This is a genomic window from Sutcliffiella tianshenii (assembly GCF_016908565.1).
Lineage (GTDB): Bacteria > Bacillota > Bacilli > Bacillales > Bacillaceae_I > Sutcliffiella_A > Sutcliffiella_A tianshenii.
Genome location: NZ_JAFBED010000001.1, coordinates 317,319 through 333,648, shown reverse-complemented (window position 1 = coordinate 333,648; position 16,330 = coordinate 317,319). Strand labels below are relative to the sequence as shown.

Genomic DNA, 16,330 nt, shown 5'->3' with positions numbered 1-16,330 from the left:
TTAGAATAACTTCGAAATCTTAAAACCTCGCAACGTTAACAAGAATAAGGAAGTGAACCAACCTTGGCTTCTTCAATCAAAATTAAACCAAGTATAGTGAATAGTGCGATTGCAGGCTTGAACTCGAGTCACGGAAAGCTCGCCAGTGTTTCAAGCAACGTATCATCTGTGCAGTTCGGGGTTTCCTATGAAATCAAGAACCGCAGGAATATTGATGCGAGGCTCCGAAATGCGGAAGCGGATCTACATAGATTGGAAGAAAAGATGAGAAGGATCAAATCCTTTACCTCGGATTCCCTGGAAAAGTATCAGATGGCGGAACGGTACCTCAACCGCCAGGCAGATAAAAATGAACACGACCTCGTGAAGATGTTGATGGAAAGAAGTTCCTTCAGCAGCCTCTATGAATTGTATGATAAAACATTCGGCCAGGTGGACCAGATCCTCCACGGTGCCCAGTATGTAGGCAGTGCCGGGCTTCTCCATCTGTTGGGATGGCGCTTTGTCAACGAGGGAGGACGCTACACATATAAGCTTTTGGATAGTGTCAAGCATGGGAAGTACAATATACCAGTCGGAAGCCTCATCAATAAGGTGGGCAATTCCAAGCTGAATTTCCTGGCCAAGATGATGGTAAGTCCCTACTATGCGATCAAATATGCCAATAAGAGTTTGGGTGAGGTCATCTATAAGAAATTCACGAAGTACCTGCCTGATGATATCACGAAAATGACAAACAGCGTACGTGACTTCCGGCATGCCATATCTGATGCGCGGACGCTAAAGGATGCCGCCAATGCGGTAAAAGCTAACGCTGGGAGTCTCGGTTCTGCTGCGCTGAAGATCGGGAAAGCCAATGCCGTCACCGCCTTTGCCCTTACAGGTATCGTTGAAGGCGTCGGTGCAGGAATAAAAATCACGGAAAACTATTCGAAATATAGTGGAGATATAGAGACGTTGAAGACGGAAAATGCCAAGGTAGTGGGCGAAGCGGTCTATAAAACGGCTGTAATCGGTACAACCTCCGTTACCGGTGCAGTGCTGCTTGGGGCTGTCGGTAGCCTGGCAGGTCCTGGTGGAACGGTCGTCGGGGCCGCAGTGGGCGGTTACCTCGGTAGTGTGGTAGGGGAAAAACTAACCCAGCATACTCCTGGCTGGGTTACGGACGCGTCTGTTCACTTCAAGGATGGCATATTCAAAGGGACAGAAGCGGTGGCAGAAGGTGTCTCCAAGGTGCAGGAAGGCTTCAGCGAAGTGAAGAAGAACGCTTCGAACCTACTTGAAAATTCTAAAAGTTTCTTTGGTAAACTCTCATTTGGAGGCTAGCATACATGAAGACTATTTCTCTATCGATAGAAGAATTGATATACAGTTTTTACAGCGAGGGGTTGTTTGAGCAGGGAAACTCCTTGAAGCAGATGTATTTTGATGAAATAACGGATGAACAGATGGATCTTCTGCTTCAGATTTCCTGCCGCACCCTATTGGCAAAGGACTTCCTTGTTTATGAAAGTCACAAATTTGAACTTGTGCCCAAGCTGAAGCATGTGATTGACACGTTAAATTTTTCCGCCAAATCACTCAAGGCATCAAGACATAAAGACGATGGCAAAGAGGAGGCCGTTTCCTATCATTTTACCGATAAGGGATTCCTCCAGCATTCCCTGCTTTATGATGAGCAGGTTCATCGTTTTGAGTTTGTGGAAAAAGAGGAGATGCTCTTGGGCCTTCAGCAATTTTTCCATATCCAGCGGGAGGGCGATTTCAATTCCCAGTCCATTTCCTCCGAGGAGCTTGAAGGGATGCTTTCCTATATCACGGAAAACGGCAGACAGTTTGATTCCCTTGAGGTTAAAGCGGAACTCGATTCTTTATACAGGGTGCTGGAAAAGACAAACGGAAAGCTCAATACTCTCCTTCTTTTTGAATTCGATGAAATGAAAGAACCTACTGTCAAAGATATCATTCTCCTGACGAATGATGTTGAGGGCAATCTGATGCTGCTCCAAGAGAATGCGAATTACCGACTGGTAAAGGGCAGCCTTGTACAGCTTGAGGATTTTGTAATGGAAAGAGAGTCTCCAAATTCAGCAAAAGAAAAGGAAAACGTATGATGACACAAGAGAATCCCATGAACTTGAAGCATGATCATATTATTAAAGTCAAACCTGATGAAGTCAGCGTGAATTATACGCGCTACAGCGCAGGCTGCACTGTAACGGGGATCGCCTTTATGGCCCTCGTTTCCTTAGGGATAGTCGTGTTCATCCCTGGGTCAGGTCTATCGAGTGCCTTTTTTGCCTATCTTATCGGCGGAATAGGGGCGCTGTTCTTCGGCATAGCCCTTCTGCGAATCGTCATGACAATGATGCAAGGAAAAACGCTGATGAAGGTAAAAGACGGCAAGCTCGTCAACCGTAACCAGAGTATTGAGTTCGGGAAGATAAAATCCCTTGAATACGGTTGGCATAACCGTAAGCCGAGCGGCCGCGTATTTACTAGTGTCGTAGTGGACACGACCGATGACCGCACGCTATTCTTCACCTATTACAATATTGTGTCAGATCATGCCATAGCAGAGTTCCTTGACACATTTGTAGTTCCGCATATCACGCCGGAGGGTCAGGAGAAGTGGCGTGTTTCAAAAGGTGTAAAGGGAGAAAGCAGATAGTATTTGAATGGGAGATTGCATATGCGTGCTTCTCCCTTTTTTACGAGTATTATAGTAAGCATTGGAATTTTTATAAAAAGTTGTAAAATTATGTTTGATGCAGTATGTGAAAAGGGAAGAAGTTGAGGGAGAAATTTCCGATTGAATTCAAAATAAATTTAAATGGAAAGGTGATAACATGACCATCGATATTTACGCAGCAAATGCCCAAGCGAGGCGCCTGCAGGAGGAAGCGGCAAGCCTCTTGAATGTAAAACGAAATCTGTTGAATATTCAAGGTTCGCTGGCGCAGGGCTGGCAGGCTACCGAAATGAATTACCTCAACAACGCAATCAACAGGATGGAAAAAGAGATCAGCACGATTGTGGATGCGCTGCAATCCCTGAGTGCCGATATCAGCTCGACGGCTTCCCAGCTAAAGCGGGAGGAAGAGGAGAAGGAAGCTGCAAAAGCTGCAGCCCTGCTTGGAAAGAAAGGCTCGTAAATTGGTATTCTGCCAATTTGCGAGTCTTTTTTATTAGGAAATTTAACGCATCATGATAAATTTTTCAATTTTTTATAAAAATTTTACAAAATAGTGGTTATATCTTCCTGATACAGGGGTATAAAATGGTGTTGAATTGTAAGTTTTGTCCAAAATAGGACGGGTTTTGTCGGGAATGGAGCTTTTATGTCGTCAGTGTTCCAATTTCCATTTTAATGTCCGCTACCAAAGTGAAATACCTGTTCGACACTCAACGACATAATGCGACAAACGCAGTCCTGACGCGGGCTTTCCTAACAATAATCAACTAGATTCCGAGACTGTTTTCCTATGTCAAACTCCTGGAAAAAGTTTCGGTCTGGGTATATAGGATGATTCTTAGCATGCTTTATCGAAAAAAAGCGAAACATGCATTATAATATTTGTTGCCAGAAAAAGGGGATTTTCAAACTAGGTCGGGACTTAATTCCCAATCTCCCCCCAAGGGCATTAATACATAAAAAACCATGATATATACAACAATATTATCAACTAAACTTGGACTCTATTAGTTGATTGGAGGATTCGAGCATGATAGTGACACTTTTTGACCAAGGCAAGGCACGGGATCTCGTGCTGCCTGATAAAGTGACAGGAAAATACATACTGACGACCACTCTTCCAACCGGAAAGGAAGCAGACCTGATGGCGGTGGAAGCCGAAGGTGGAGAGTGGTATCTCAAATCAAACAACTATGCCTACTTAGCTGGAAAAAAGGGGGAAAAGGTGAGGAAGGTCCTTTTAGAGCCTTATAAAACCTACACCATCTCTCGGGATGACGAAGCCTCCGCATTACTATACGTAGAACCTCCAACAGATGACAGAAACGAATACACGAAGCATATCGCGCGCAGCCATACATTGAAGATAGGCAGATCGGAAGACAATCAGATCTGTTTTTCCAATAAGCTTGTATCCTCCTTGCATTGCATCCTCCAATATGATGAAAATGGCCAGGCGACCTTGAAGGATTGCAACAGCTCCAATGGGACCTATGTAAACGGGGAGAGAGTAGAGGAAAAACTTTTGGCGATAGGTGATGTCATTTCCATCATGGGTCTGAAAATCATCTATAATGGCACATTGCTTTCACTCAATAATCCTCAAAGCTCCATCCTGCTTGACCGACATGCATTCGAACCGTTCCAGGTAGAGAAGCCGGTCATCTGGCAAGAAGAGGAATTCGACGATTTTTCCATCGAAGAACCGAAAGATCATCTATTCTACCGTTCACCACGTTTTAAAAAGGATATTAAAGAGGCGGTCATCAAGATCGATCCGCCGCCACAGCGTCCGAATATGGACGAAACGCCATTGATGCTGCTGCTTGGACCATCGATCACCATGGGTATGGCTTCTTTGTTCATGGGTATATTCGCGCTTCAGAATGTGATGATGAACAATGGGAATATCATGTATGCCCTGCCGACATTGATGATGTCGATTTCCATGCTTCTTGGAACGGTCCTGTGGCCGATTTTAACGAAAAGGCATGAAAAGAAGCAGCGAATTAAAAATGAGGGGATCCGCCAGGAAAAATACAAAGCGTATCTTGTGGAAATGAAGCAGGTCATTGAAGACGAATCGGTGTACCAGAGTGAAATCCTCCATGAAAACCATATCACCCTCAGCCAATGCCTGGCCCGGATAAAAAACCGCGAACGGAATCTGTGGGAACGTTCGCTTGTCCATAACGACTTTTTGAAGCTTCGCTTAGGGCTTGGGAATGTCCCGTTGGATGCTGATATCAAGTTCCCGGAAAAGAAGTTCAGCATCGAGGATGACAATCTGCAGGATGAGCTTTATGAACTGGTTGGCGGTCCGCAGATCCTTGAAAATGTCCCTGTTACCATATCTCTTTTAGAGGAACAGATCAGTGGGTTTATCGGTGACAGAAAACGGGTACAGGACTTTGTCAAAGGATTAATTTTCCAAATGACGGCACTACATAGCTATGACGAACTGAAAATGATTTTTATATATGACGAAAGCGAAAAGGATGCATGGGAATTCACTAAGTGGCTGCCGCATGTCTGGGATGATGGCAAGCAGATCCGATTCATTGCGACCAACCAGAATGAGCTGAAGGAGCTTTCCGCCTACTTTGAAAAGGAAATCACCCGTCAATCCATGCTTTCGGATGAAGATTTGAAGGAACTGCACCAGCACTATGTCGTTTTTGCCATGAATAAGAAGCTCGCTTCCAAAGCGGAAATGACCAATCTTATTTTAAAAGAGAAAAAAGACATCGGGTTCAGTTTAGTTACCCTTTACGATGAGCTGCAAAACCTGCCGAAGGAATGCTCGAAGGTGGTGGAGCTTGGAGAGGAAGGGTCGAAAATCTACGATAAGGATGATATTTCCGGTACCTATACTGCTTTCAGGGCGGATATGTACCTGAAGGAATCAGCTGAAATGTATGCGATCAAGCTTGCCAATACGCAGCTTGCAACAGAAGTGTCGGATTATACCTTGCCAGATATGCTGACCTTCCTTGAAATGTTTGGTGTCAGCAAGATAGAACATTTGAACGTACCGACACGGTGGAAGGAAAACAATCCGACCTTGACGATCCAGACGCCGATCGGGGTGGATACAACAGGTGATATCTTCAATCTTGATCTGCATGAAAAGTACCATGGACCACACGGCTTGATTGCCGGTATGACCGGTTCGGGGAAAAGTGAATTCATCATGACATTCATCCTGTCCCTTGCAGTCAATTACCACCCTGATGAAGTCGCGTTCATCCTTATCGACTACAAGGGTGGCGGAATGGCGAATGCCTTCCTGGACCTGCCGCATCTTGCCGGCACAATCACCAACCTCGACGGTGCGGCGGTAAAGCGCTCGCTCATCTCGATCCAGAGTGAGCTGAAGCGCCGCCAGGCCATTTTCAGCGAGACGAGCAGAAGAGTGGATGAAAGTAATATTGATATTTATAAATACCAGAAGCTGTACAGGGAAGGCGTCGTCACAGAACCGCTGCAGCACTTGTTCATGATCTCCGATGAGTTCGCCGAGCTGAAAACCCAGCAGCCTGAATTCATGGAGCAGCTTGTCAGTGCGGCGCGTATCGGGCGAAGCCTAGGTGTGCATTTGATCCTAGCAACGCAGAAGCCTTCAGGTGTGGTGGACGATCAGATCTGGAGTAACAGTAAATTCCGGATCAGTCTCAAGGTACAGGAAAAGGCCGACAGTATGGAGGTCATCAAACGACCGGATGCAGCGGAACTGACGAATGTCGGACGCTTCTATCTGCAGGTCGGCTATAACGAGATCTTTGAGCTTGGCCAATCTGCATGGGCAGGTGCACCATACTATCCAGCTGATAAGCTCGAGAAAAAGAAGGATGAAAGCATCAGCATCATCGACAGCCTTGGCCGTGTAATCAAGTCCGCTAAAATCGACCGTAACAAGGGCATTAAGAACCCGCCGAAACAGCTCGACGAAATCACAGATTATCTTGCCAGCCTTGCCAAGCAGGAAAACATCAAGGTGAAGCAGCTTTGGCTTGAGCCGATTCCACCTCAGATTTATATAGAGGACATTAAAGAAAAATATAGTGATCAGACGAATGAAGCCTATGTGATCAACCCTGTCATTGGGGAATATGATGATCCGGCAAATCAGCGTCAGATGCCGCTCAGACTTCCGATCACGCAGGAAGGCAATACGGTGGTATACGGCGTGACGGGAAGCGGAAAGACGTCCTTCCTGCAAGCGATGCTACTATCAGTGATGGAGGAGCATACACCGGAGGAAGTGAACTTCTACCTCCTGGATTTCAGTACCGAAACCTTGAACTGGTTCCGCTCCGCACCTCATGTCGGGGATGTAGTCGTATCACATGAAGCGGAAAAGATCCAGAATCTGATGAAGCTTCTTCAAGCGGAGATTGTTAACCGTAAAAAGCTCTTTTCCAATTATGGCGGAGATATTAACGTCTACAACCGTGTATCACCGGATAAGGTGCCGTCGATCGTCGTGGCCATCCATAACTATTCCGCGTTCTCCGAGACGTATGAAGAGCATGAGGAGGCAATCGCCTACCTGACTCGGGAAGGTACGAAATATGGCATCTACTTTATCGTAACAGCCACAAATACCGGCTCGATCCGATATCGCCTGCTGCAGAACTTCAAGCAGCTGTTTGTGCTTCAGTTGAACGACCAGACTGAGTATTCCGGCGTACTTGGAAATGTAGATGGCGTGTATCCATCCAAGCATAAAGGACGCGGCATTTTCAAAGCAGACAATGTATATGAATTCCAGATCGCCAAGCCTGTTAAGGAAACAGAGGATCTGTTCAGCTTCATCGAAGGCTACAGCAAGACAGCGCGCGAGAAATGGGACAGGGAGCCAGCTCCTGGGATCCCGACGCTCCCTGAAAAAGTGACTGCAGATTATATCCAGGATCAGATGATGTTTGGTTCTTCCCATCCGTTCATTCCTGTCGGGGTGGATCGACAGTCTCTGAAGCTATCATTCTTCGACTTCCAGGAATGCTTCGTGAACCTGGTATCTGCCACTCAGAACGATGCAGCAACACCATTTATGCAAGGACTTTCCGAGCTGTTGGCTATAAAGGCGGGGGATGAAGTGATCGCCATGGATCCAAATGGGGCATTCCGGATGGAATCTGATCCAGAATATCGCTATGCATCTGCCAAGCATGAGCTTGAAACAACCATCGTCCATCTTTTTGAAACCCTTGTTCACCGCAACAATACGAAAAAGGATGCCGAGGAGCAGGGGCATGAAGTACCAGATTTCCATGACATCTATTGTGTGATCGATAGCTTCAGCGACCTTAGCTTGAGCCTTTCCGAGGACGCGCTCGATAAGCTGAAGGTGTTCCTGGAGCGGGGCGCAAACCTGAACGTCTACATCGTGATGTCCGACAGCGCCGACAAGTTCAGCTCTGTCAGCTTTGAGGAATGGTTTAAAAAGCACGCATCCGTGAAAAACGCCATCTGGATCGGCAGCGGCATCAGCGATCAGTATCTGCTCAAGATAGCAAAAATCACGACAGACATGTATCAGGAAATCCCGACCGACTTCGGGTATGTCGTGAAAAATGGCAAGGTCAGCCTGGTGAAGCTATTAGCCTCTGAAACGGAAAAAGAGGAGGTTGCAGTCTTTGGATAAGATTTTAGTAGAAGTGTATGTTCCGGCATCCAACGATAAGCATGATGTATTCATCCCGGTCTCAAGCAAGCTGTATGAAGTGGTCTATCTTTTATCAAGTACGGTAAGTGAGCTGTCCCATGGATACTTCAAGGCCACCCCCGATACAGTCCTTTGCAACAAGTCGAATGGGGAGATATTGAATATAAACCAGACGATAGAAGAGCTGAATCTGCAGAACGGTGCGAAGCTGATGCTGTTCTAGGATTAGAAATTGCAAGAATCAAAGATAACCTGTAAAGGAAGGCAGGTAACAACAGCATGAATGTTAAAGCCATTGTTCTGTTTTTGTTCATGATCTCATTGATTGGAGTGACGGGCTGTATGGACGCAGAGAATAAGATACTTTCCCATGTGGAGAGTACATATGATGAAGAGTTTGAAATCGAAAACGTTAAAAAGGGAAGTATCATTTTTTCAGAAATGTATGGCAAGGATAAAGCAATTGTTCACCCTAAGGGAAATGACGAACTAGTGTTTCTAGCGGGAGAGTATCGGGATGATGAAGGGAAATACTACGACAGTTACGTACTCTCCAAATGGGGAGAAGAACTGAAGGTGTCTTTACAAAATGTAATGAAACAAGAATTGCCTGAAAGTCCATTTAAGGTAGTTGTCTATGCTAAGACAGGCACTTATGATGCTTCGATGATTGATACGCCATTTAGCGAGTTCGTTGAAAAAAACAAGGAACATATAAGGGTTATGGTGGTAGCGGCTATTCATACCGATGGAGAACCAGATGTTGATAGATATAGTGATGGAATATATAACATCTATAAAGAAGTGTCCCAACTTGGAGCGGAAAGATATGGTGTATCTGTTGGGTTTGTAGACAAATCGGAGGATATTTCAGATTATATCCGTACGGCGAATGTAAATAATATCGCATGGTCAAATCTTGATGCTAAGCTATTTGGCTATTTAAGTATTGATGAAAGAGTTAATCCTGAAAATCAAAATCCGCGAGTGGACAAAAAATTATTGTTAACTGGACCGGATGCTGTTGTAAACCATTATAAAGTGTTAGGAGAGTAAGCCGATGCCTCTTTCCAAACTCACTGAAAAAGAAAAGAATATTCTGCTTCAGCTTTCATATTTAGATTTGCCGCCACACCTTGAAGTTGAAGATATACCGCTTACCATTGAAGAGATTCTTTATGAGGTTGAAAATAATATAGATATTAATGAAAGTAATCCAAGGCTTGAAAATATAAGGAGCTTTATAGAGAGTGAATCCTATGAAAATTCTAATCTAGCAAAGGTGGAACTCGTAGGCTACCAAAACCACAATCCAAACGATGGCAATAACACAAACGGTGAATCCCACTCGGGCTTTGTCGGTTATGCCTATAAGGACGATAGCGGAAATGCCACAGCTGTGTTCCGTGGAAGTGAGAACCCGGGAGATCTCGACAATCTGAAAACGGATTGGTCCGAAAACGGTCAGGCTTTTTTTGGAATGGAAACGGTGCAGCAAAGAGAAGCGAACGAATTCTATGCGAATCATGTAGCACTTCATGATGGGGAAAAGAATGTTCTTGGTCACTCCAAAGGTGGAAATCTGGCTTCCTATGTGTATGTCAACAATCTAGATGATAACATCAAGGGCTATGTCATCAATGGTGCCCCACTCTGGTGGTGGGGGCTGAATGATACGCAGAAGGAAGGCCTGAAAAATGCCGAAGCATTCTCCTTTATCGTGTATGACGGAGACATCGTATCCCAGCTCGGGTATGCCCCTTATGTCAGCTTAAGGGTAGCGCTTGATAAAAAGACTGGAGAGTACACAGATCCATTTTACCCGCATGCAGAAACGAGTGTCGCATTCGATGAGAATGGAAACCTGGTCAATGTGAAGCCAGGTGGCTCTTTTATCTCGGATATTCAAGATTTCCATCTTTTCTATGAAAATATCGAATCCGCAGTCAAGGGGTTTGTCACTTCGAAGGCAGAGCAGATCATGACAGCCATCAGTGATGGTGCCAAATATATCATCGCAGCCATCGACAAAGGGCTGACGGATGCAGCGAACTTCATCAAGGAGCAGACAATCAGTCTGATCAACAAAATCGAGACGATGTCCAAGAGCCTGGAGAACAAAGTGCGAGGATTCTTTGAAGACGTAGGGAAAAAAGCATCAGATCTCTTCGGAAAGGTGGTCAGTGGAGTAAGCGGCTTCTTCGGTGGCACCAGCCTGCCGCAGGAACCTTATATCAAGGTCGATCTGCATCGCCTTGTCTATTATTCTTCCAGACTGCAGTCCATCAAGAGCAGGACCAACCATGTCAATTCCTTGATCCATAGCCTTTATGGAGAGGTCGGCATCTTCGGATTGGATAACCTGATCAAGGCGGATATCCTATCTGCCATGAACAATAACATCAATCAAAACATCGCATATCTGAATCAGGCGAGGGAATTTTTGCAGAAGAAGGAATCCTACCTCGTGTCCAAGGCCAATTCATTACGTTAAACAGGAGGTAGGTAACCATGGATCCGAAAGTGAAGAGTAAAATCAGTAGCATCATCCAGGAAATCAGTGTCATCACCAGGGAGCTAGAGGATATTTCAAACGGCATCAACCATGAATTCAAAGGGATCGGCAGCAACTACAGCTCAGCAAGCCTGAGGGAGACGGCACAGAATTACCGGAACATCAGCAATGAGCTGAGGAAGATCTAATGCGGCGATTGATGGAGGATCCGAGTGGGTTTAACGGTGCAGTGAGTGTCATGAGTCATACCATTAGCTGCTGCAACTGTAATTGTGCATAAAATAAAATTTTTGTGCATAAGTGGCCTTTTTTTGAGCGTAAATTTTGATTTTTGAGCGAAAAGGAACAATTTTTGAGCGCAAATCCGTTTTTTTGTGCAAAAACGTTAAATGAAGGTCAATAACGAACCCACAAACGCAAGATTCCAGCATTGAACACGGCGATTCCACTGTTTTATCAGTAGCGAAGCATGCTTCCGAGCCGCTCGCATCACAAAAGGACAAGCAATCATACCAAAAGAGCTCATTTAAAGGAGGTGAGAAAGAATGGCGCGTTCTATCCAAGTTGATCCAGCGAAATTAGAGACAGCAGCTTCCCGTATCGACCAGCAGGCTGGCGATTACGAAAGAATCTACAAGCAACTTTTCAGTGAAGTGGACGGAATGGGTGCTGCATGGCAGGGAACTGATAATGTAGCATTCGTTACACAGATCAAAGGCTTCATGGACGATTTCCAAAAGATGTCCACTTTGATGAGACAACACTCTGAATTCCTTAAAATCAGTGCAAAGACTTATCGTGAAACACAAAACGAAGTGGTTAATGCAGCGAAAAGACTTAGCAACTAATCTATCTTGAAAATCATAAAGGGCAGGTGAATGAAATGTCAGTGGATGGAATTAAAATTTCCCTTGGTGAGGTTTCCAAAACAGCGGGTCAAATCAGAACACTTAACGCTCAATTGGCTGCGAAGCTGGAAGAGATCAAGAAAGAGATGAACGGCTTATCTCAAACTTGGAACTCTGATGCTTCCAACACGATCCGTACCAACTTCAATGCTTTGGCGCCACGTTTTGAAGAGTACCGTACAGTAGTGGACGCTTACTCCAAGTTCTTGGATTCTACCGTAACAAACTACAACTCTGCAGAGACTCAAATCAACAACAACGCAAGTGCGTTCAGATAATTCAGTAGTCAGCTAGGGCAGTTAGTGCATGCTAATTGCCCGAGTTATACAAAAATAGAATGTCAGATTAATAGTCTGGAGACGAGATAAATGATAAAACATGTTGATTTATATATCGAAAATTATGGTCTATCAAGCTTTCTGTATTTGGAGGTCCCGAATCATGAGGAGCTGGATCAAACCATACTGGATAAGCTGAAAAACACAAGCCAACCTGGACTGCTTCCGCTTACGGCCCTTTCAAAAAAAGAGCAGCACTATATCCGTTATGAATTGGACACGGAAATGTCATTAGAAGATTTCCTCTCTCAAAAGCTTTCAAAGGAAAAGCTGATTGCCTGCTTCTCCAACCTATTGGAAACCTTGCTTGGAGTGGAGGAATCTGGCCTGGATCTACAGCACTTCCTTTTCGATAAACAATCGATCTTTATTGATAGTTTTTCAAATAGATTACTTTTCCTATATATCCCCATTAAAAATAATTCGTTTGAAAAGGTATCACTGAAGGACTTTCTCAGAGAGCTCCTCTATACGGCTCCATATGATGAGTCGGATGATCCGGCATTCTTTGTTCGCCTACATAACTATCTGATTGATTTCAAGGATGCCGAACTTCCGGAAATGATAGAAGACCTGAAAGCGCTTGGTGCATATAAACCATCCACTATCCTTGCCGTCAGTAAAAAAGTGGAAGTGACAGAGAAGCCATCCAACTATTATCGACCGGGCCAGGTGGAGGTCAAAACGTCCAGCACAGTCGAAAATGGTGTGCATACCTCCCAATACAGCTCACGTAAAACGGACAAAAAGGTCGGCAGTAAGCTGGAGATCGAGGAAGAGCTGCAATACAAGAGGATTACCCGGACAGATCTTGATCAGGCAACGGACATCAAGGAGAATAACACCTTAAGGGACTCGGCCTTGAAGATGCTGCCAAAAGCCGGGGCAGATTTTTTCCAGGAGGAGCAGGAGGAGGAAGGGACAACTGTACTCGGTTCTTCAGCAACTTCCATAGAAGAAGAGTTTGAAGGTACGACGATGCTAGGAGTGGAAAACTACTCCACTTCCCCGCCATATCTTCTGAATGGTGTCGGCAATCCGAAAATCGCGATCACTAAGAGTGTATTTAAAATAGGAAGAGATCCAAAGGGCACAGATCATACATGTCAGAACAAGGTCGTTGGCCGTGTGCATGCCCACATTTTACACGAAAACGGGCAGTACTTCCTCGAGGACAATGATTCGAGAAACGGCAGCTATGTCAATGACCGGAAGCTAGATCCAAAGGAAAAAGTGAAAATCAGGCACGAGGACCGCATCAGGCTCGCGAATGAGGAGTTTGTATTTAAACTCTTTTAGAGGATGTTCAAAAAGTCCGGTAAAAATAGCTTCGAATTTCTTTGTCAGCTTGCCTCTGCGCTCCTCGCGTATTCATAATATACGCTGCGGTGCTCGAGACTTCGCTTCCTCGAACTTCTTTGCTCTTTTTATCCTCCTTTTTGAACACGGATTTATAGAGAGGAGGAAAAACAATGGCATTTCTTACTGCTTATCATACCGATAAAGGAATCAAAAAGAAGACAAATCAGGATGCGCTCCTGCTAAAATCAGCCAGGACACCGCGAGGACAGGTAGGATTTTTCGTCATCTGTGACGGGATGGGCGGACTGACGCAAGGTGAGTTGGCAAGTGCAACTGTAGTAGAACATCTGTCAGAGTGGTTTGATCACGAGTTACCCGGGCTCCTGGAACGTGAGACGCAGGAGACGGAGCTCTCCATCAGATTGGAGCAAGTAATAAATGAAGTAAACCGAAAAATCTTGAATCATGGCGAAGGGTCCAACGTACAGCTCGGTACTACGCTGACCGCTCTGTTAATGGTCTATTCCAGCTATATCCTTGTGCAGATCGGGGACAGCAGGGCCTATATGCTGAACGATGACACCTTGACCCAGCTGACGAAGGACCAGACATTGGTGCAAAGGGAGCTTGAAAAAGGAAATATCACTGAGGATCAAGCAAGGGTCGACCCGAGAAGGAACGTCCTTTTGCAATGTGTGGGTGCAACGAAGGAGTTAAAGCCTGTCGTTTCAACGGGGACTGTGGAATCAGGAAGCGGATTTCTGCTCTGTTCTGATGGTTTTTATCATGAGATGACAGACGGAGAGATTGTCGCAAGCCTCAAGCCCGCGGTCATCTCGAATGAAAATGCTCTGCAGGACACCGTGAAGGATCTGGTGGAGAAGGTAAAGGCTCGTAAAGAAAAGGACAACATCTCCGTCATCTTTACGCAGGTTACATAAGTTTATGGGGGAATTCTCTTGCTGCAAATAGGGACTATAATCGATGATCGCTATGAGATCTTAAAGGAAATTGGCCGGGGCGGGATGAGTGTCGTCTACCTTGCCATGGATAATCGTTTAAATAAATCGCTTGTCGTCAAGGATATCCGCAAGCGCCAGCATAGCAACAATGAACTGCTGATCAACAGCTTGATCGTGGAAGCAAATATGCTGAAGAAGCTGGATCATGGGGCGCTTCCGAAAATCTATGACATTATTGAATCCTCCGGTGACATCTATGTTGTCATGGACTATATCGAGGGGGAGTCGCTGAAGGAACGCCTCAAGCGGGATAAAGTCATTTCGCAAAAGGAAGTGATCGACTGGGCAAAGCAGCTGGCCAATGTGCTCGGCTATCTGCATACAAGGAAGCCGCATCCGATCATTTATCGTGACATGAAGCCGGATAACGTGATGCTGACGCCTGAAGGGAAGATCAAGCTGATCGACTTCGGGATCGCACGGGAATACAAGACGGAAAATTCCACGGATACAACCAACCTTGGAACAAAGGCCTATGCTGCACCTGAACAGATATCAGGCAAGCAGACGGATGCCAGGACGGACATCTATAGCCTCGGGGTTACCCTGTACCATCTGGCAACAGGCAAGAGCCTGACGGAGCCGCCTTTTGAAATGAAGCCGATCCGCTATTGGGACCCATCGCTTTCCGAGGGGCTTGAGCATATCATCCTGAAATGCACCCAGAGTGAGCCGAATGAGCGCTATCAAAGCTGTGAGGAGCTTCTTTACGACCTTGAAAATATCAATAAACTGACAAAGGGTTATAAAAAAATGCTGTTGAAGCAGCTCTATCTTTTTCTGATTCCCTTTGCCCTTTTTCTTGTTTTCACAACGGTCTCGGCCTTCGGGTATAGCGGGATGAAGAATGAGCAGTATCAGGATTATATGAGACTTGTAAATGAATCAAGCAGATATCTGATCCAGGGTGAGGATGTCGAGGCGATCGAGCAGCTGGAGCGCGCGATTGTCGTGGACCCCTCCAAATCGGAGGCCTATATCAATCTACTTGACTTGTACATCGGCCGTGATGAGACGGATGCCGGGCTTGCCAAGATCGAAACCTATATCCAGGATGAATACGGGGATGTACATGAAAATGACCGCGTCCTATTCAAGGTGGGGATGACCTATTTTGATGAAAAAAGTAATTATGTCTCAGCGCTTAGGTTCTTCCAGCGGGTGGATACAGAAGAGATACCTGATGCCAAGTACTACCGGACGCTTGCAAGCACGATGGGCAATCTGAACATCGATTACACGGAATTTGCAAAGAACCTGCTGGAATTTGAAGTTTATAATGACAAATTGCCAAATGACAGCCGAAAGCTAGATAACTATTCTTCACTTGCCAATATTTATATTTCCTATAAAGGCCAGATTGCGGATGCCAATACAAGAACAATCGAAATCGTCCAAAAGGCCAGTGATATCCTGACCCAGTTGGATAATGAACAGCTTCTATACAAATTCGAAGTAGATTTCGAACAGAAGCTGGCCCAGGCATACCATAGCAGGGGTGTGAATTCGAAGGATCTGAATGCTGCTAAAGATGACCTTCAGCTTGCCGTCGAGCACTACCACAACATCATTGCGCTTGACATGCAGCAGAAAGAACAGTCGATGCTGAAAATCGGGACCATCTATCAGGAAATGGGCGAGTCGCTGAAAGCAAAGGAACAGTTCCAGCTTACCGTTAAAGAGTTCCCGAAAAGCGTGGATACACATGTGAGCCTGATCAACCTTCTGCTCGATATCGAACAGGGCAAGAATGAGGGAGAAAGAAATTATCAAGATGCCCTTGACCTTTTCAAGCACGTTACAGGACTTGATGGGGCAAAAGAGGCATCCAGTTTCCAACGTTTAGAAAGAAGATTGAGCAATCTCAATCTATTATAGG

At 45.3% G+C, this 16,330-nt stretch carries 14 protein-coding genes; all 14 read left to right on the top strand.

Annotated features, from left to right (window positions below):
• Positions 1-63 precede the first annotated feature (63 nt).
• The 14 genes from JOC95_RS01445 to JOC95_RS01380 all read left to right on the top strand — a co-directional run bounded on the left by JOC95_RS01445 (position 64) and on the right by JOC95_RS01380 (position 16,329).
• Complete coding sequence (locus JOC95_RS01445) at positions 64-1,326, top strand: hypothetical protein (RefSeq protein ID WP_204412732.1); 1,263 nt, start codon at positions 64-66, stop codon at positions 1,324-1,326.
• Positions 1,327-1,331: 5 nt separating this feature from the next.
• Positions 1,332-2,114, top strand: coding sequence for a hypothetical protein (locus JOC95_RS01440; protein ID WP_204412730.1), 783 nt, complete (start codon positions 1,332-1,334; stop codon positions 2,112-2,114).
• Positions 2,111-2,671, top strand: a complete 561-nt coding sequence (locus JOC95_RS01435; protein ID WP_204412729.1) for a DUF5381 family protein — start codon at positions 2,111-2,113, stop codon at positions 2,669-2,671. The genes JOC95_RS01440 and JOC95_RS01435 overlap by 4 nt, the downstream gene beginning before the upstream one ends.
• Before the next feature lie 178 nt (positions 2,672-2,849).
• Positions 2,850-3,155, top strand: coding sequence for a hypothetical protein (locus tag JOC95_RS01430; RefSeq protein WP_204412728.1), 306 nt, complete (start codon positions 2,850-2,852; stop codon positions 3,153-3,155).
• A gap of 570 nt (positions 3,156-3,725) precedes the next feature.
• Positions 3,726-8,345, top strand: coding sequence for a type VII secretion protein EssC (gene essC, locus JOC95_RS01425; RefSeq protein ID WP_204412727.1), 4,620 nt, complete (start codon positions 3,726-3,728; stop codon positions 8,343-8,345).
• Positions 8,338-8,589 (top strand): methyltransferase, encoded by a 252-nt coding sequence (locus JOC95_RS01420; protein WP_204412725.1) that lies wholly within the window; start codon positions 8,338-8,340, stop codon positions 8,587-8,589. Before essC ends, JOC95_RS01420 begins: the two co-directional genes overlap by 8 nt.
• A gap of 119 nt (positions 8,590-8,708) precedes the next feature.
• Positions 8,709-9,422, top strand: a complete 714-nt coding sequence (locus tag JOC95_RS01415) for a hypothetical protein (RefSeq protein WP_204412724.1) — start codon at positions 8,709-8,711, stop codon at positions 9,420-9,422.
• A 4-nt stretch (positions 9,423-9,426) separates the two neighbouring features.
• Complete coding sequence (locus tag JOC95_RS01410; protein ID WP_204412723.1) at positions 9,427-10,860, top strand: Mbeg1-like protein; 1,434 nt, start codon at positions 9,427-9,429, stop codon at positions 10,858-10,860.
• Positions 10,861-10,877: 17 nt separating this feature from the next.
• The gene (locus tag JOC95_RS01405; RefSeq protein ID WP_204412722.1) at positions 10,878-11,069 is read left to right on the top strand and encodes a hypothetical protein; all 192 of its coding nucleotides are present in this window, start codon (positions 10,878-10,880) and stop codon (positions 11,067-11,069) included.
• A 357-nt stretch (positions 11,070-11,426) separates the two neighbouring features.
• Entirely contained in the window at positions 11,427-11,729 is a 303-nt protein-coding gene (locus JOC95_RS01400) for a WXG100 family type VII secretion target (RefSeq protein ID WP_204412721.1), read from the top strand.
• 35 nt (positions 11,730-11,764) lie between these two features.
• Positions 11,765-12,067 (top strand): pore-forming ESAT-6 family protein, encoded by a 303-nt coding sequence (locus tag JOC95_RS01395; RefSeq protein WP_204412719.1) that lies wholly within the window; start codon positions 11,765-11,767, stop codon positions 12,065-12,067.
• Positions 12,068-12,157: 90 nt separating this feature from the next.
• Positions 12,158-13,426: an FHA domain-containing protein gene (locus JOC95_RS01390; protein ID WP_204412717.1), complete on the top strand. Its 1,269-nt coding sequence runs from the start codon at positions 12,158-12,160 to the stop codon at positions 13,424-13,426.
• Between the two features lie 173 nt (positions 13,427-13,599).
• Positions 13,600-14,370 carry a PP2C family protein-serine/threonine phosphatase gene (locus JOC95_RS01385; protein ID WP_204412715.1) on the top strand — a complete coding sequence of 257 codons (771 nt, stop codon included), beginning with the start codon at positions 13,600-13,602 and terminating at the stop codon, positions 14,368-14,370.
• Between the two features lie 18 nt (positions 14,371-14,388).
• Positions 14,389-16,329 carry a serine/threonine-protein kinase gene (locus JOC95_RS01380; RefSeq protein ID WP_204412713.1) on the top strand — a complete coding sequence of 647 codons (1,941 nt, stop codon included), beginning with the start codon at positions 14,389-14,391 and terminating at the stop codon, positions 16,327-16,329.
• Position 16,330 lies beyond the last annotated feature (1 nt).

What these genes read in the sequence shown, in the direction of transcription:
- JOC95_RS01440 (WP_204412730.1), top strand. Translation starts at nt 1,332, where the DNA reads ATGAAGACTATTTCTCTATCGATAGAAGAATTGATATACAGTTTTTAC.
- JOC95_RS01435 (WP_204412729.1), top strand. Translation starts at nt 2,111, where the DNA reads ATGATGACACAAGAGAATCCCATGAACTTGAAGCATGATCATATTATT.
- JOC95_RS01430 (WP_204412728.1), top strand. Translation starts at nt 2,850, where the DNA reads ATGACCATCGATATTTACGCAGCAAATGCCCAAGCGAGGCGCCTGCAG.
- essC (WP_204412727.1), top strand. Translation starts at nt 3,726, where the DNA reads ATGATAGTGACACTTTTTGACCAAGGCAAGGCACGGGATCTCGTGCTG.
- JOC95_RS01415 (WP_204412724.1), top strand. Translation starts at nt 8,709, where the DNA reads ATGGACGCAGAGAATAAGATACTTTCCCATGTGGAGAGTACATATGAT.
- JOC95_RS01410 (WP_204412723.1), top strand. Translation starts at nt 9,427, where the DNA reads ATGCCTCTTTCCAAACTCACTGAAAAAGAAAAGAATATTCTGCTTCAG.
- JOC95_RS01405 (WP_204412722.1), top strand. Translation starts at nt 10,878, where the DNA reads ATGGATCCGAAAGTGAAGAGTAAAATCAGTAGCATCATCCAGGAAATC.
- JOC95_RS01400 (WP_204412721.1), top strand. Translation starts at nt 11,427, where the DNA reads ATGGCGCGTTCTATCCAAGTTGATCCAGCGAAATTAGAGACAGCAGCT.
- JOC95_RS01395 (WP_204412719.1), top strand. Translation starts at nt 11,765, where the DNA reads ATGTCAGTGGATGGAATTAAAATTTCCCTTGGTGAGGTTTCCAAAACA.
- JOC95_RS01390 (WP_204412717.1), top strand. Translation starts at nt 12,158, where the DNA reads ATGATAAAACATGTTGATTTATATATCGAAAATTATGGTCTATCAAGC.
- JOC95_RS01385 (WP_204412715.1), top strand. Translation starts at nt 13,600, where the DNA reads ATGGCATTTCTTACTGCTTATCATACCGATAAAGGAATCAAAAAGAAG.